Origin of the sequence: Sphingomonas sp. ID0503 (genome assembly GCF_048565625.1) — a bacterium.
Lineage (GTDB): Bacteria > Pseudomonadota > Alphaproteobacteria > Sphingomonadales > Sphingomonadaceae > JBLZUR01.
Genome location: NZ_JBLZUR010000002.1, coordinates 138,249 through 153,639, shown reverse-complemented (window position 1 = coordinate 153,639; position 15,391 = coordinate 138,249). Strand labels below are relative to the sequence as shown.

Genomic DNA, 15,391 nt, shown 5'->3' with positions numbered 1-15,391 from the left:
CCGCGCTAGCTCCGCCGGTCGAGCAGCCAGATCGCGATCGCGGCGATCACGCCGACGCCCAGGCCCGCGACGACGCCGGCCGAGGGTTGTCCCTTCAGCGCGCCATAGGCGCCGCCCGCCAGGATCGCGACGGCCAGGATGAAGCCGCCGGCCTGTGTGTTCGATGATTTGCCTGCCATGCCGCCGCCTTGCCACGCCGCGCGCCGCGGCGCCATGCTCAACCCTTCGTTCACCTTGTCCCTTAGCGTCATGGTCGCTCCGCCGGTGCATGAGGCGGCCTCGTCTTCGCGGGAGTGCCTGCTTGTTCCATCCCTACCTCGCCGACCGCCTCGCGCTGGCCGACACTCTGGTCCTGATCGAGACGCTGGGAGAATATGCCGCCAGCGAAGCCGCCGCGCGTGCCGATCGCAGCCGCGACGCGGGCAACATCCACCATTTCTGCCGCTGGCGGCAGATCGGGGCGATGATCGACTTCCTGGAATTCGGCGCGGAAATCAGCTCGGTTCATTGATCGCCGGCCCGCAAGGGGTGGCGGGCGGCAATCCCGCTCGCTAGGACGCCTCCATGCCGGTCGAGTCTGCGCGTCACAGGGTCCGGTCGTTCGCGCTCGCCGCGTTCCTCACCTCCGCGCCACCCCTCGGCGCACAGACGCCGCCCGAACCCGCCGGCTCGCTCGATCCCGGATCGCCGCTCGCCCCCTTGCCCGACCTCGGCGTCGACTGGCCCGAACTCGGCGCGGATGAGCCGGTCGCCGCCACGCCGACCGCCAGCGCCGCCGGCGCGAAGGAGGCGGCGAAGAGCGACGAGGGCATCAGCGACTATGCCGTCTCGCTGGAGGGGATCGACGGGATCGATCCGGCGCTGATGGTGCAGTTCGACTCCCTCTCGACGCTGAAGGGCGACAAGAAGGGCGACGCCAGCCTCGCCCAGCTCGACCGCCGCGCCAGCAACGACGCCGACCTGCTGAAGAGCCTGCTCGTGTCGCGCGGCTATTACGATGCCGAGGTGTTTTACGAGATCGCGGGCGAGAACAAGCCGCGCGTCACGCTGACCGCGCAGCCGGGCCCGCGCTTCACCTTCGCCGCCGTCACGCTGGACGGCCTTCCCGCGACCGACCGGGCCGCGTTCGAGAGCGCGTTCGGCGTGAAGTCGGGCGATCCGATCGATGCGGAAAAGGTCAACACCGGCCTCGCCAATCTCCGCGCCGCGCTCACCCATCGCGGCTATCCCTTCGCCAAGGTGGACGAGCCCGCGATCGTCATCGACCGGCAGGCGGATAACGGCACGCTGGCCCTCGCCATCCAGTCGGGCGAGGCGGCGCGCTTCGGCAAGGTCGTGATCCAGGGGCAGAAACGCGTCTTCGGCCCCAAGCACGTCCAGCAGATCGCGCGCTTCCGCCCCGGCGACCGCTACGACGCCGCGCTGATCGAGGACCTGCGCCGCGCGCTGGTCGCGACCGGCCTCGTCTCCTCCGTGGTGCTGAAGCCGACGCCGGGCGCCAACCCCGGTACGGTCGACATCGTCACCGAACTCACCCCTGCCCCGCCCCGCACGATCGCGCTGGAGGCGGGCTACGGCACGGGCGAGGGCGTGCGGGTGGAGGCGAGCTGGCAGCACCGCAACTTCTTCCGCCCCGAGGGCGCGGTGACCTTCCGCGGCGTCGCCGGCACGCGCGAGCAATATCTCGGAACGCAATTCAGGCGCGGCAATTTCCGCCAGCGCGATCAGGTGCTGACCGCCAGCGCCTTCGCCAGCCATTCCAACTTCAACGCCTATGACGCGCGCACCGTGTCGCTGGCCGCGGGCATCGAGCGGCAGACCAACATCATCTGGCAAAAGAAGTGGGTGTGGTCCTACGGCGCGGAATTCGTCGGGTCGGACGAGCGCGCCTTTTCCACGCAGACCGGCGTGACCGCCCGTCGCACCTATCTGATCGCGGCGCTCCCCACGCGCCTCGCCTATGACGGCACCGACGACCTGCTCGATCCGACGACCGGCTATCGCCTCTCCGCCCGCCTCTCGCCCGAGGCGTCGCTTCGGCAGGGCAGCCAGTTCTACGCCCGCGCGCAGATCGACGCGAGCGCGTACCAGCCGGTCACCCCCGGCATCGTGCTCGCCGGCCGCCTCCGCTTCGGCTTCACCCCCGGCGCACAGACCGACGACATCGCGCCGTCGCGGCGCTTCTATGCGGGCGGCGGCGGATCGGTGCGCGGCTATGGCTATCAGCGGATCGGCCCGCGCGACGTGGACAACGATCCGATCGGCGGGCGCAGCCTGACCGAGTTCTCGGCGGAGGCCCGCTTCCGCTTCGGCGATTTCGGGGTGGTGCCGTTCATCGACGGCGGCAACCTCTACCGCGCGGCGCTGCCGAAGCTGTCGGGGATGCGCTACGGCGCGGGCCTCGGCGTGCGGTACTACACCAGCTTCGGCCCGGTGCGCATCGACGTCGGCACCCCGCTCAACCGCCGTCCGGGTGACAGCCGCGTCGCGGTCTACGTTTCGCTGGGCCAGGCGTTCTGATGGACGAGGCCGAGGCACCCGCACTGCCCGGGCGCAGCCTGCTCCGGCGGATCGCCAAGTGGACGGCGATCGCGCTTGGCGGCCTGTTGCTCCTCATCCTCGTCGCGGCATGGGGCATCGATACCGGACCGGGCCACCGCTTCCTTGCCGACCGGATCGCGGCACTTCGGCCCACCAACGGTCTCCGCATCCGGATCGGCCGCATCGAAGGGTCGATCTGGACGAGGGCGACGATCCGCGACCTCCGCCTCTACGACCGGCGCGGGCTGTTCCTGCAGTCGCCGGCGGTGGCGCTCGACTGGCGACCGGCCGACTGGCTGGCCAATCGCCTCGCGATCAACCGCCTCGACAGCGATCTCGTCATCCTCAGCAAAATCCCCGATCTCAGCACGGGCAAGAAGGGGCCGATCCTCCCCGGCTTCGACATCCGCATCGGCGCGCTGAACGTGACGCGCCTGCGCCTGGAGCCCGCCGTCGCGGGCGCGCGGCGGATCGTGGCGCTGACGGGCCGCGCCGACATCCGCGACGGCCGGGCGATGGTGGACCTGAAGGCGCTTGCGGCGGCGAAGGACGGCCTGACGCTGAAGCTGGACGCCGAGCCCGACCGCGACCGCTTCGATTTGGAGGCGCGGGCCACCTCGCCCGCCGCCGGTACGCTCGGCGGCATCTTCGGCACCAAGCGTCCGCTCGCCCTGACCATCACCGGCAAGGGGACGTGGAAGCGGTGGCAGGGCCGCGCGCTCTACACCCTCAGCGACCGGCAGGTGGTGGACCTGTCGCTCACCGCCCAGGATGGCCGCTATGCGCTGACCGGCTTCGCCGCGCCCTCCCCGTTCCTGGCGGGCAAGCTGCAGCGGATGACGGCGCCGCGCATCGCCATGACCGGTGAAGCGACGCTGAAGGACCGCCGCCTCGACCTGAACTTCAAGGCGCGTTCGGCGGCGCTCGACCTGCGCGTGGCCGGTGCCGCTGATTTGTCGGACAGCACCTTCGACGCGATGCGGGTGGATGCGCGTCTGCTCCGCCCACGGGCGATGTTCCCGAACATGAGCGGGCGCGACATCCGCCTCAACGCCCGCTTCGACGGGCCGTTCAAGACCGCAACCTTCGACTATGCGGCGACGGCCAGCCGTCTCGCGTTCGACAATACCGGGTTCGAGACGGTGCGCGCGGCGGGCAAGGGCCAGCTTTCGCCCTGGCCTGTCACCCTGCCCGTGCGCTTCACCGCCGCACGGGTGACCGGCATCGGCGAGGTCGGCGGCGGCATCCTGCGCAACCTGACGGTGGACGGCGCGCTAAGGATCACGCCGCGATCACTGACCGGCGACAAGCTCAAGCTCTCTTCCGACAAGCTTGCCGGGCAGCTCTCGCTCCGCCTCGACATGACGACCGGCGACTATGATGTCGCGCTGAACGGGCAGATCTCTCGCTACCTGATCCCCGGCATCGGCATCGTCGACGTGAAGAGCGAGCTGAAGGTCGTGCCGGGCACCAGCGGGCGCGGCACGGTGGTGAGCGGCACCGGCGTCGCGGTGGTCCGCCGGCTCGACAACAGCTTCTTCCGATCGCTCGCCGGCGGCCTGCCGCGTATCGAGACCGGCCTGCTGAGGGGACCGGATGGCGTCCTCCACTTCCGCAACCTGCGGCTGCGCGGGCCGGGAATCACCTTCGCCGGTAACGGATACCGCCGCAATGACGGCACCTTTCATGTCGAAGGCAGCGGACGGCAGGCGCAATATGGTGCGTTCCGCCTGCTCCTCGACGGCGACATCTCCCGCCCGCGTGTCGTGTTGAAGCTGGCGAGCCCGCTGCCCGCGCTCGGCCTGACCGACGTGGACGCGGTGCTCGACCCCACAGCCGCCGGCTTCGCCTTCCGCGCCAGGGGCGGATCGACGCTCGGCCCCTTCGCCACAAACGGCGCGATCCTGCTCCCCGCCGGCGCACCGGCGACCATCCAGTTCGCCGACATCGCGGTGGCCGGCACGCATGGCAAAGGCGCGCTCACCACCGGGGATGTCGGCTTCAGCGGCCGTATCGACTTGGCGGGCGGCGGGATCGGCGGCGCGCTCCTCTTCATGCCGGCGGACGGCGTGCAGCGGATCGAGGCGCATCTGACCCTTGCCGGGGCGAGCCTAGGCGCGCCCGCCAACGCCACGATCGGCCGGGCGAAGATCGACGGCGCGCTCCGCCTCGACCCCGCCGGGATCTCCGTTGACGGGACGGTCGCGGCGCGCGGGATCAGGCGCGGCGGCATCACCATCCAGCGTCTCGACGCCAGCGCCCATCTGCGTGGCGGCAATGGCGAGGTGCGCGCCAATCTCAGCGGCACGCAGGGGCGCGGCTTCGACCTGAAGACGGTCACCACCCTGGCCCCCAACCGCATCTCGATTCGCGCCGACGGCACCGTCGACCGTCGGCCGGTGGCGCTGACCACCCCCGCCGTGCTGACGGCAGAGGCGGGCGGCTGGCGGCTGGCCCCCACCGCGCTCAGCTTCGGCGGCGGCTCGGCGAACGTCTCCGGCCTGTTCGGCGCGGAGAGCACGGCGGCGGACCTCTCGCTGTCGAAGATGCCGCTCCGCATCCTCGACCTCGTCATGCCCGGCATCGGACTGTCGGGGGACGCCTCGGGTCGCCTCACTTTCCGCGCCGCCAAGGGTGCGCGCCCGACGGGGAACGCCAATCTGACCGTGCGCGGTCTTTCCCGCGCCGCCCTCGCCCGCGCGTCGACGCCGGTGGATATCGGTATCGTCGGCGTTCTCGATGCGCGCGGAGCCGCCGCCCGCGCGGTCCTCGCATCGAGCGGGCAGACCCTTGGGCGGGGTCAGGCGCGGCTTGCGCCGATCGGCAATAGCGGCTCCTTCCTCGACGACCTGATGGCTGCGCCCCTCTTCGCGCAGTTTCGCTATCAGGGTCCGGCCGGATCGCTCTGGGGGCTCAGCGGGCTGGAGATCGTGGACCTGACCGGGCCGCTATCGGTCGGCGCGGATGTGTCCGGCCGGTTGTCCGATCCGGTCATCCGCGGCTCGGTCCGCGCGACGGGCGCGCGACTCGAAAGCGCTGTGACGGGGACGGTCGTGACCGACCTCAACGCCACGGGCCGCTTCGACGGATCGCGGCTCCTCATCGACCGCTTCACCGGCAAGACGCCGGGCAACGGCGCGCTCTCCGGCCGGGCGACCTTCGACTTCGCCTCGGCGCGCGGCTTCGGCATGGACGTCGCGATCCAGGCGGAGAACGCCCGCCTGCTCGCCCGCGACGACATCGGCGCGACCGTCACCGGTCCGCTCGCGATCCGTTCGGACGGGGGTGCGGGCACGATCTCCGGCGACGTGAAGCTGATCCGCTCCAGCTTCCGCCTGGGCCGCGCGGCGGCGGCGGAGGTGCCGCAGCTTGCCGTTACCGAGATCAACCGCGACGACACCGCACCGGGCGATCGCGCGGCGGCGGGCGGCGGGTGGAGGCTCGACCTCCAGGCCAACGCGCGCAACCGCCTCGCCGTCACCGGCCTCGGTCTCGATAGCGAGTGGCAGGCGGACATGAAGATCGGCGGCACGATCGACGCGCCGCGCATCCTCGGCACCGCGACCTTGGTGCGCGGCGGCTATGAATTCGCCGGCCGCCGCTTCGAGCTGGAGCGCGGCACCATCCGCTTCTCGGGCGAATATCCGCCCGATCCGCAGCTCGACATCAGTGCGGAAGCCGACATCCAGGGCCTCAACGCGACGATCCGCGTCACCGGCACCGGCCTGCACCCGGACATCAGCTTCACCAGCGTGCCGGCGTTGCCGGAGGACGAGCTGCTCAGCCGACTGCTCTTCGGCACCTCGATCACCAACCTGTCAGCACCGGAGGCGGTGCAGCTGGCGGCGGCGGTGGCGTCGCTCCGCAGCGGGGGTGGCGGCGGGCTCGACCCGATCAACGCGGTACGCAAAGCGGCAGGCCTCGACCGCCTGCGCATCCTCCCCGCCGACCAGACCACCGGCCAGAAGGCGTCGGTGGCGGCAGGCAAATACGTCACCCGCCGCGTCTATGTAGAGGTCGCAACCGACGGCCAGGGCTATTCCGCCACTCGCGTCGAGTGGGAACTGACACGCTGGCTCTCGCTGCTGTCGAGCATCTCCAGCCTCGGCCGCACGAGCACGAACGTACGGATATCGAAGGATTATTGATCGCCACCCCCCGTTCGCGCTGAGCTTGTCGAAGCGCCAGTGAGACGGTGCATGCTGGCCCTTCGACAGGCTCAGGGCGAACGGCGGGGAGGGGCGGTTAACGCGCGGCGGCTGCCAGTTCCCCATTGCGCCGTTCGGCCGCTTCGAGCGTCGCCTTCACCAACGCGTTCAGGGCATCACCCTCGTCAAGGACGTTCAGGCCCTCGCGCGTCGAACCGCCGGGGCTGGCGACGCGGTCGGCTAGAACGGCCGGGCTCTCGTCCGCCTGCGCGGCGAGGAGGGCGGAGCCTTCTACGGTCGCGCGGGCGAAGCGGAGGGCCTGGTCGGCGGGGAGGCCGAGGGCTGTGGCTCCCGCCGCCAGTGCGTCGATGAAGCGGAAGGTGAAGGCGGGGCCGGAGCCGGAGAGTGCTGTTACCAGATCGAACTGGTCCTCGCTCGCCAGCCATTCGGCGAGGCCGAGGGTGCTCATGAGGGCGAGCACCGCATCGGCCCGCGCCGGCGGCACGCCCTCGGCATAGAGCGCCACCACGCCCTTGCCGATCGCGGCCGGGGTGTTGGGCATCACCCGCACGATCCCCTCAACGGCCGGAAAGCGGGTGCGGAGCGAGGCGATCTCGACACCGGCGAGGATCGACATCAGCACCGTTTCCGCCCCGAGCAGCGGGGCGAGGGCCGGCGCGACCTGGTCGAGAAGCTGCGGCTTGACGGCGAAGAGGACATAGGCCGGCACCTCGCCGTCGGGCGGGGGCGTCTGGAGGTGGCGTACGCCGTCCGGCAGATCGGGCCGGCCAGGGTCGATGACGGTGACTTGGTGCGAATCGAGGCCTGCCGCGACCCAGCCGCGCAGCATAGCCCCGCCCATGTTCCCCGCGCCGACGATCCAGAGGGGGCCTTCGACAAACATCGATCGTTCCGTTCGTGCTGAGTAGGGGCTGAGCCTGTCGAAGACCCGTATCGAAGCATCCTTCGATACGCCACTTCGACTTCGCTCAGCGGCTACTCAGGACGAACGGGACGGGGGCGCGGTCGTAAACAAGAACGCCCCACCCGTCGCCGGGCGAGGCGCTCATGTCCCATCGGGATGACCGCAGCTTACAGCTTGCTGGTCAGTTCCGGCACGATCTTGAACAGATCGCCGACAAGGCCGACGTCCGCCACCTGGAAGATCGGCGCGTCTTCGTCCTTGTTGATGGCGATGATGACCTTCGAGTCCTTCATGCCGGCGAGGTGCTGGATCGCGCCCGAGATGCCGACGGCGATGTAGACTTCCGGGGCCACGATCTTGCCGGTCTGGCCGACCTGATAGTCGTTCGGCACGAAGCCCGCATCGACCGCCGCACGCGACGCACCCACGCCTGCGCCGAGCTTGTCGGCGAGCGGCACGATGATCTGCTCGAAATTCTCACCGTTCTGGAGCGCGCGGCCGCCAGAGACGATGATCTTCGCGCTGGTCAACTCCGGCCGCTCGGACTTGGAGATCTCCGCACCGACGAAGCTCGACAGGCCGGTGTCGCCATCGGCGGAGACCGCCTCGACCTTGCCCGATCCGCTGCCCTTCTCCGCCTTGTCGAAGGCGGTGCCGCGCACGGTGATCACCTTCTTCGCGTCTGACGACTGCACCGTCGCGATCGCGTTGCCGGCATAGATCGGCCGGGTGAAGGTATCCGCGCTCTCGACCGACAGGATATCGGAAATCTGCGCGACGTCCAGCAGGGCCGCGACACGCGGGGCGATGTTCTTGCCGTTGGAGGTCGCGGGTGCCACGAAGGCGTCGTGGCTCTCCATCAGCTTGACGATCAGGGGCGCGACATTCTCCGCCAGCGCATGGCCGTAGGCCGCGTCGTCCGCCAGATAGACGGTACCGACGCCCGCGATCTTCGCGGCCTCGTCGGCGACCGCCGCACAGCCCGCGCCCGCCACCAGCAGGTTGACGTCGCCGAGCTTCGCCGCCGCGCTCACCGTGGCGAGCGTCGCGTCCTTCACGACCGCATTGTCGTGTTCAACGAGTACCAGCGCCGTCATGCCACCACTCCCAGGGTCTTGAGCTTGCCCACCAGTTCATCGACATCGGCGACCTTCACGCCCGCCTGACGCTTCGCCGGCTCCTCGACCTTCAGGGTCTTGAGGCGCGGGGTGGCGTCGACGCCGTAATCCGCCACCGTCTTCTGCGCGAGCGGCTTCGACTTCGCCTTCATGATGTTCGGCAGCGAGGCATAACGCGGCTCGTTCAGGCGAAGATCGGTGGTGATGATCGCCGGCAGCTTGAGGCTGACCGTCTCAAGACCACCGTCGACCTCGCGGGTGACCGCTACAGTCTCGCCCGAAACCTCGACCTTGGAGGCGAAGGTGCCCTGGCCCCAGCCGAGCAAAGCCGCCAGCATCTGGCCGGTCTGGTTCGAATCGTCGTCGATCGCCTGCTTGCCGAGAAGGACGATCTGCGGCGCTTCCTCGGCCACGATCGCCTTCAGGATCTTGGCGACGGCCAGCGGCTCGACCTCACCCTCGGCCGCGACCAGGATCGCGCGATCGGCGCCCATGGCGAGGCCGGTGCGCAACGTCTCCTGCGCCTTCGCCTCGCCGATCGAGACGACCACGACCTCGGTAGCGACGCCCTTTTCCTTCAGGCGCAGCGCTTCCTCGACCGCGATCTCGTCGAACGGGTTCATCGACATCTTCACATTGGCAAGATCGACGCCAGAACCGTCCATCTTCACCCGCGGCTTCACATTGTAGTCGATCACCCGCTTCACGGGCACGAGTACCTTCATGTCGATCCTTCCCCAACGATGACGGCGCGACGCCGCGGACTCCCTCCACCTCGTCGCGCGCGGATACCGGCAAGGCCGTAAAAGAGATTCGGGGGGCGATCAACCGGGCGCGGCCAACAAGATGTTGCAGCGCGGAAAGCCGGTCGATCATACAACCCGATCGAAGTTTCGGTTCGACCTTATGCGACTGGCGCCGACTGCCGTGCGGCGGCATCTACGGCCCGTCACACCGATCAACGGAGCACTCGCATGGCCAAGGTCCTTGTCCTCTACTATTCCAGCTACGGGCATATCGAGACGATGGCGTCCGCGATCGCCGACGGCGCCCGCGCCGCCGGTGCCGAGGTGGACGTGAAGCGGGTGCCCGAGACCGCGCCCCTCGAAGTCGCCCGGAACGCCCATTTCAAGCTCGACCAGTCCGCGCCAGAGGCGAAGGTCGCCGATCTGGAGAACTACGACGCGATCGTCATCGGCGCGCCGACCCGTTTCGGCCGGATGCCGAGCCAGATGGCCGCGTTCCTGGATCAGGCCGGCGGCCTGTGGGCGCGTGGCGCGCTCAACGGCAAGGTCGGCGCTGCCTTCACCTCGACCGCCAGCCAGCATGGCGGGCAGGAGGTGACTTTGTTCTCGATCATCACCAACCTGCTGCATTTCGGCATGACGATCGTCGGCCTGCCCTACAGCTTCCAGGGCCAGCTGAAGCTCGACCAGGTGACCGGCGGCTCGCCCTATGGCGCGACGACGATCGCCGCCGGCGACGGATCGCGCCAGCCGAGCGCCAACGAACTGGACGGCGCGCGCCACCAGGGTGAACTGGTGGCGAAGACGGCGGCGAAGCTGTTCGGGTAACTTCCCTCATTGCCGTCATGCCAGCGAAGGCTGGCATCCATGGCTCGGAGTCCAGAGAGCATCCGTTATTCCGAGAGACATGGACCCCAGCCTTCGCTGGGGTGACGGCTCATGGGTTTAGCCCCGCAGCACGGCGAGCAGCGCGTCCCGCTTCTCGATGCACTCTGCATAGTCGGTCACCGGCGTCACTTCGGCCACGGACGCCATCGCCCGCTCCAGCCGCGCCCGGCCCTCCGCCGTGACCTCGCCGAGCCCGGCGGCGACATGGGCCATCTCCTCCATGTTGCCCGAACAGTGCAGCGCCACGTCGCATCCCGCCGCGACCACGTCGCGCGCCCGGGTGGTGAAGTCGCCCGCCAGCGCCTGCATACCCAGATCGTCCGACATCAGCAGCCCTTCGAAGCCGATGCGGCCCCGGATGATCTCCGAAATCACCTTCGGCGACACGCTGGCGCAGCGCGCCGCGTCCCAGGCGGCGTAGACGACATGCGCCGTCATCCCCATCACCGCCTTGTTGAGGCTGTGGAAGGGGACGAGATCGCTCTCCAGCGCCTGCGCTTCGGCGTCCACGGTGGGCAGTTCGACATGGCTGTCCGCCAGCGCCCGGCCGTGTCCCGGCATATGCTTGACCACGCCGACGACCCCCGCATCCCGCAGCCCGTCGAGCACCGCGCGGCCGAGTGCGGCGACGCGCATCGGGTCCGACCCAAGCGCACGGTCGCCGATGATGTCGTGCGCCCCCGGCTGCCGCACGTCGAGGAGCGGCAGGCAGTCGACATTGACCCCCACCTCCTTCAGCGTGAAGCCGATGGCGGCGGCGTTAGCGCGCGCCGCCTCGATCGCGGTAATCGGCGCGACCTCGTAGAGGTGGTCGAACACCTCCGCCTTCGGGAAAGCGGGCCATTCCGGCGGCTGCATCCGCGCCACGCGGCCGCCCTCCTGGTCGATCAGGATCGGGACGTCCTCTCGGCCCGACAGCGCCCGCAGATCGTCGGTCAGCGCCAGCATCTGCGCGCGATCGACGCAGTTCCGCTTGAACAGGATGTGGCCGGCGGGTTCGACCTCACGGAAGAACGCCCGCTCCTCGTCGCTGAGCGTCGTGCCGCAGATCCCGAGGATCGCAGGCAGCATCAGTTGCCGACCACCGAGCAGCTGTCGCCGGAGACCTTCATCTTTGCGCAGATCGATCCGGCCTGTCCGCCCGCCGCCGCGCGCAGGCGGTAGAGCGTGCCGTTGGCGGTCGACACCGGCGCAATCGCAGGCGTCAGCCCGCCAAGCGCCGCGAACCGTTTCGACAGAGCCTTCCATGCGGCATTGGCCTTCGCCTCGGAGGAGAAAGCGCCGAGCTGGATCGTGCCGCCCGACAACGGTGTCTCGGGCTTGGGCGGCTCGACCTTGGCGGGCGCGGGCTTCGGTGTCGGTGGCGCGGCCTTGACCGGAGCAGGCGCGGGAGCAGCCGATTTCGGCGCCGCGGCCGTCGATGCGGTAGGCTTGGGCGAGACGGCCGCAGGCTCCGCCTCGCGTGTGGTCATCGGCGCTTCGGGCAGGGCGGAGAGGTCGATCTGCGAGGGGCGGTCGTCGCCCTGGCTGGTGGCATAGGTGCTATCGCCCTGGCCCGCGACCTCCATGCCGCCCACCTTGTCGGTCGGCACCTTATAGGGCCCCGGCTGCGCCTTGATCAGGCCGGGCGGGCCGTCGCCCTCCCCCTCGCCGATCGCCCAATAGGCGAGGCCGATGCCGACGAAGGCGACCAGCAGCAGGATCATCGCGATCAGCAGGAAGCGTCCGCCACCCCCGCCGCTCTTCTTACGGCGCGGCCGGGCATTCTCCGCCTCGACGGGCTCCAGCCAGGGCAGGCTCTCGTCGTAATCGCGCGAAGCCGCCCGCCGGTCGCCCATCAGTTCATCTCCTCCGCCGCCGCGACCCCCATGATGCCGAGGCCGTTGCGGACAACCTGCCCCACCGCATCGGCCAGCGCCAGACGTGCGGCGGTGACGGCAAGGTCGTCCGGAAGGAGGAAGCGTCGGGCCGGGTCATCGTTCCCCCTGTTCCAGAGCGCGTGGAAGGCGGCCGCGAGATCGAACAGGTAGAAGGCGACGCGATGCGGCTCATGCGCGTTCGCCGCGCCCTCCACCACGCGCGGGAATTGCGCGGCGAGCTTGACCAGCGCCAGTTCCTCGGCGTCGAGCAGGGTCAGGTCCGCCTCGGGCAGGCTCAGCCCCGCCTCGTCCGCGCGGCGGTGGAGCGAGCGGATGCGGGCATGAGCGTACTGGACGTAGAAGACCGGGTTGTCCTTCGACGCCTCGACCACCTTGGCGAAGTCGAAATCCATCTGGGCGTCGGCCTTGCGGGTCAGCATGGTGAAGCGGACGACGTCCTTGCCGACCTCCTCGACCACATCGGCGAGGGTCACGAACGACCCCGAGCGCTTGGACATCTTCACCGGCTCGCCATTGCGGAGCAGGCGGACCATCTGCACGAGCTTGATGTCGAGGGGGGTGCGCCCGCCGGTCAGCGCCTTCACCGCCGCCTGGATGCGCTTGACCGTACCGGCATGGTCCGCACCCCAGATGTCGATCAGCTGGTCCGCTTTCTCCGCCTTCTGGTAGTGGTAGGCGAGGTCGTTGCCGAAATAGGTGTAGCTGCCGTCCGCCTTGCGGATCGGGCGGTCGCTGTCGTCGCCGAACTCCGTCGCGCGGAACAGGGTCATCTCCTCCGGCGCCCAATCGTCGGGCAGCTCGCCCTTCGGCGGCTCCAGCGTGCCTTCGTAGACATAGCCGTTCGCACGCAAGGTCTCGACAGCCGCCGCGACCTTGCCCGACTTCTGCACCTCCGCCTCGGAGGAGAAGACGTCGTGATGGATGCCGAGGAGGGCGAGGTCGGCCCGGATCATGTCCATCATCGCCGCCACGGTCCGCTCGCGGAACAGGTCGAGCCATTCGCTCTCCGGCTTGCCGACGAAGCGATCGCCGAACTTCGCCGCCAACGCCTGACCGATCGGGATGAGGTAGTCGCCGGGATACAGCCCCTCCGGCACGGTGATCGTCTCGCCCAGCGCCTCGCGATAGCGGAGATGCGCCGACCGGCCGAGCGTCTGCACCTGCGACCCCGCGTCGTTCACGTAATACTCGCGCGTCACCGCATAGCCCGCATGCTCCAGCAGGCTGGCGAGCGCATCGCCCACCACCGCACCCCGGCAATGGCCCATGTGCATCGGCCCCGTCGGGTTGGCGGAGACGTACTCGACGTTCACCCGCGTCCCCGCGCCGACGTTGGACCGCCCATAGGCCGCCGCCATCGTCAGGATCTCGGACAGCTCCGCCCGCCAGGTCACCTCGGTGAGCGCGAGGTTGATGAACCCCGGCCCGGCGACATCCACCTTTTCGACCCAGTCGAGCGCCGCGAGCTTCGGCGCGATCAGCGCGGCGAGCGCGCGGGGGTTGGTGCCCGCAGGCTTCGCCAGCACCATCGCGGCATTGGTGGCGAGATCGCCGTGGCTCGCATCGCGCGGCGGCTCGATCGTCACGTTGTGGCGGTCGAGACCTGCGGGCAGCGCCCCCTCCGCCACAAGCGCGTCGAGCGCGGCGTCGAGTTCGGCGGCGAAACGGGCGTAGAGCGTGGTCACTGGCAAGTCCGATGATGCGAAAGCCCGCGCCTCTAGCGGAAGCGGGGGCAAAGGTCACCCTGTCCACACCCCCTGTAAGGCCGTTCACGCTGAGCTTGTCGAAGCGCCAGTGAGACCGTTGGCGCTGGCCCTTCGACAGGCTCAGGGCGAACGAGGTTGGATTGTGTCGGGATCAGACGCCGCTACCCTCCGTCGATGACCAGACGCCACCTGCGCGCGTTCTAAGCGAATCCGCCCGGCAGTTCGACCGGCCCGATCAGCTCGCGATGGCGTGACAGAGCGTAGCGGTCCGTCATCCCGGCGATGAAGTCGGCGATATGCCGCCCGCGCCAGGGCTCCTCCGCCGGCAAACGTGCCTGCCATTCGGCGGGCAGCAGCGTCGGATCGGCGCGATAAGCGTCTGCAAGGTTCGCGATCACCCGTTGCGCCTGGGCAGCGACACCGATCTGATGCGGATGGTGGTAAAGGTTGGCGTACATGAAGCGCTTGAATGCCCGCTCCTGCTCGGCCAGCGCTGGAGAGAAGGCGGCGACGGGCTGTCCTGCCGCTCGCGCATCATCCGGCGTCCGGATGCCCAGCTCCGCGATCCGTCGCTCCGTCCCCGCGAGAAGGTCATTGACCATCACGCCGATCTGCTCGCGCACGAACTCGCCGATCAGATGGGCGCGGTCGAGATGCGGGAAGCGCGCCGTCACCGCTGCCCATGACCCCGCGACCAAGGGCTGCGCCACCAGCATGTCGAGGTCGAGCAGCCCGGCGCGTAGCCCGTCATCCATGTCGTGATTGTCATAGGCGATGTCGTCGGCCAGCGCCGCGACCTGCGCCTCGATCGACGGCCAGCTGTCGAGGTCGAGCGGAAAGGCGCGGTCAGCCTCCACCATCGCCCAGGTTGGTGACGCGACCGGCCCGTTGTGCTTGGCCAGCCCCTCCAGCGTGTCCCAGGTGAGGTTCAGGCCGCGCCAGCCCGGATAGGGAGCCTCGATCTCGGTCAGGACACGCAGAGTATGGGCGTTGTGGTCGAAGCCGCCGACATCGGCGAAGGCGGGATGCAGCGCCTCCTCCCCCGAATGGCCGAAGGGCGGGTGACCGATGTCGTGGGCGAGACAGAGCGCCTCGGTCAAATCCTCGTTGAGGCCGAGCGCGCGGGCGATCGTCCGCCCGATCTGCGCGACCTCCAGGCTGTGGGTCAGGCGGACGCGGAAATGGTCGTCATCGGGTGCCACGAAGACCTGCGTCTTGTGCGCCAGCCGCCGGAACGAGATGCAGTGGATGATCCGGTCACGATCCCGCTGGAACGCGTCGCGCGGCCCGCGTGAGCCTGCCCCCGGCGTGGCGTGGAGGCGGCCACGGCTCTGCGCCGGGTTGCTGGCGTAAGGGGCGGGCATAAGGGGGCAGATGGCGGTCAGGGGATCAGGTAGCAAGCCGTGAAAATGATGATGTCACCCCAGCGAAGGCTGGGG

12 protein-coding genes are annotated in these 15,391 nt (G+C 69.5%); 4 read left to right on the top strand and 8 right to left on the bottom strand.

Annotated features, from left to right (window positions below; all coding sequences use genetic code 11):
* Positions 1-5: 5 nt before the first annotated feature.
* The gene (locus ACM608_RS01710) at positions 6-179 is read right to left on the bottom strand and encodes a hypothetical protein (protein WP_419681297.1); all 174 of its coding nucleotides are present in this window, start codon (positions 177-179) and stop codon (positions 6-8) included.
* A gap of 122 nt (positions 180-301) precedes the next feature.
* Between ACM608_RS01710 and ACM608_RS01705 the strand changes: the two genes are divergently transcribed.
* From ACM608_RS01705 to ACM608_RS01695, 3 genes are read left to right on the top strand one after another with little or no spacing between them, the layout of a single operon-like run.
* A complete protein-coding gene (locus tag ACM608_RS01705) occupies positions 302-511 on the top strand; it encodes a hypothetical protein (protein ID WP_419681295.1) in 210 nt (69 codons plus the stop codon).
* Between the two features lie 53 nt (positions 512-564).
* Complete coding sequence (locus tag ACM608_RS01700) at positions 565-2,520, top strand: autotransporter assembly complex protein TamA (protein ID WP_419681293.1); 1,956 nt, start codon at positions 565-567, stop codon at positions 2,518-2,520.
* Positions 2,520-6,689, top strand: a complete 4,170-nt coding sequence (locus ACM608_RS01695) for a translocation/assembly module TamB domain-containing protein (RefSeq protein ID WP_419681291.1) — start codon at positions 2,520-2,522, stop codon at positions 6,687-6,689. Before ACM608_RS01700 ends, ACM608_RS01695 begins: the two co-directional genes overlap by 1 nt.
* A gap of 97 nt (positions 6,690-6,786) precedes the next feature.
* Here the strand turns inward: ACM608_RS01695 and proC are convergent, their stop codons facing one another.
* From proC to ACM608_RS01680, 3 genes are all read right to left on the bottom strand, one after another.
* A complete protein-coding gene (proC, locus tag ACM608_RS01690) occupies positions 6,787-7,593 on the bottom strand; it encodes a pyrroline-5-carboxylate reductase (protein ID WP_419681289.1) in 807 nt (268 codons plus the stop codon).
* Positions 7,594-7,781: 188 nt separating this feature from the next.
* Positions 7,782-8,711 carry an electron transfer flavoprotein subunit alpha/FixB family protein gene (locus tag ACM608_RS01685; RefSeq protein ID WP_419681287.1) on the bottom strand — a complete coding sequence of 310 codons (930 nt, stop codon included), beginning with the start codon at positions 8,709-8,711 and terminating at the stop codon, positions 7,782-7,784.
* Positions 8,708-9,457, bottom strand: a complete 750-nt coding sequence (locus ACM608_RS01680; RefSeq protein WP_419681285.1) for an electron transfer flavoprotein subunit beta/FixA family protein — start codon at positions 9,455-9,457, stop codon at positions 8,708-8,710. Before ACM608_RS01680 ends, ACM608_RS01685 begins: the two co-directional genes overlap by 4 nt.
* Positions 9,458-9,706: 249 nt before the next feature.
* Here ACM608_RS01680 and wrbA point away from each other — a divergent pair, with 249 nt between their 5' ends.
* The gene (gene wrbA / locus ACM608_RS01675) at positions 9,707-10,306 is read left to right on the top strand and encodes an NAD(P)H:quinone oxidoreductase (protein WP_419681283.1); all 600 of its coding nucleotides are present in this window, start codon (positions 9,707-9,709) and stop codon (positions 10,304-10,306) included.
* 117 nt (positions 10,307-10,423) lie between these two features.
* Here the strand turns inward: wrbA and nagZ are convergent, their stop codons facing one another.
* The 4 genes from nagZ to ACM608_RS01655 all read right to left on the bottom strand — a co-directional run bounded on the left by nagZ (position 10,424) and on the right by ACM608_RS01655 (position 15,316).
* Complete coding sequence (gene nagZ, locus ACM608_RS01670; RefSeq protein WP_419681281.1) at positions 10,424-11,437, bottom strand: beta-N-acetylhexosaminidase; 1,014 nt, start codon at positions 11,435-11,437, stop codon at positions 10,424-10,426.
* Complete coding sequence (locus ACM608_RS01665; protein ID WP_419681279.1) at positions 11,437-12,204, bottom strand: SPOR domain-containing protein; 768 nt, start codon at positions 12,202-12,204, stop codon at positions 11,437-11,439. Before ACM608_RS01665 ends, nagZ begins: the two co-directional genes overlap by 1 nt.
* Positions 12,204-13,931, bottom strand: coding sequence for an arginine--tRNA ligase (gene argS, locus ACM608_RS01660; RefSeq protein ID WP_419681277.1), 1,728 nt, complete (start codon positions 13,929-13,931; stop codon positions 12,204-12,206). Before argS ends, ACM608_RS01665 begins: the two co-directional genes overlap by 1 nt.
* Before the next feature lie 221 nt (positions 13,932-14,152).
* On the bottom strand, positions 14,153-15,316 hold the full coding sequence (locus ACM608_RS01655) for a deoxyguanosinetriphosphate triphosphohydrolase (RefSeq protein ID WP_419681275.1): 1,164 nt from the start codon (positions 15,314-15,316) through the stop codon (positions 14,153-14,155).
* Positions 15,317-15,391: the final 75 nt, after the last annotated feature.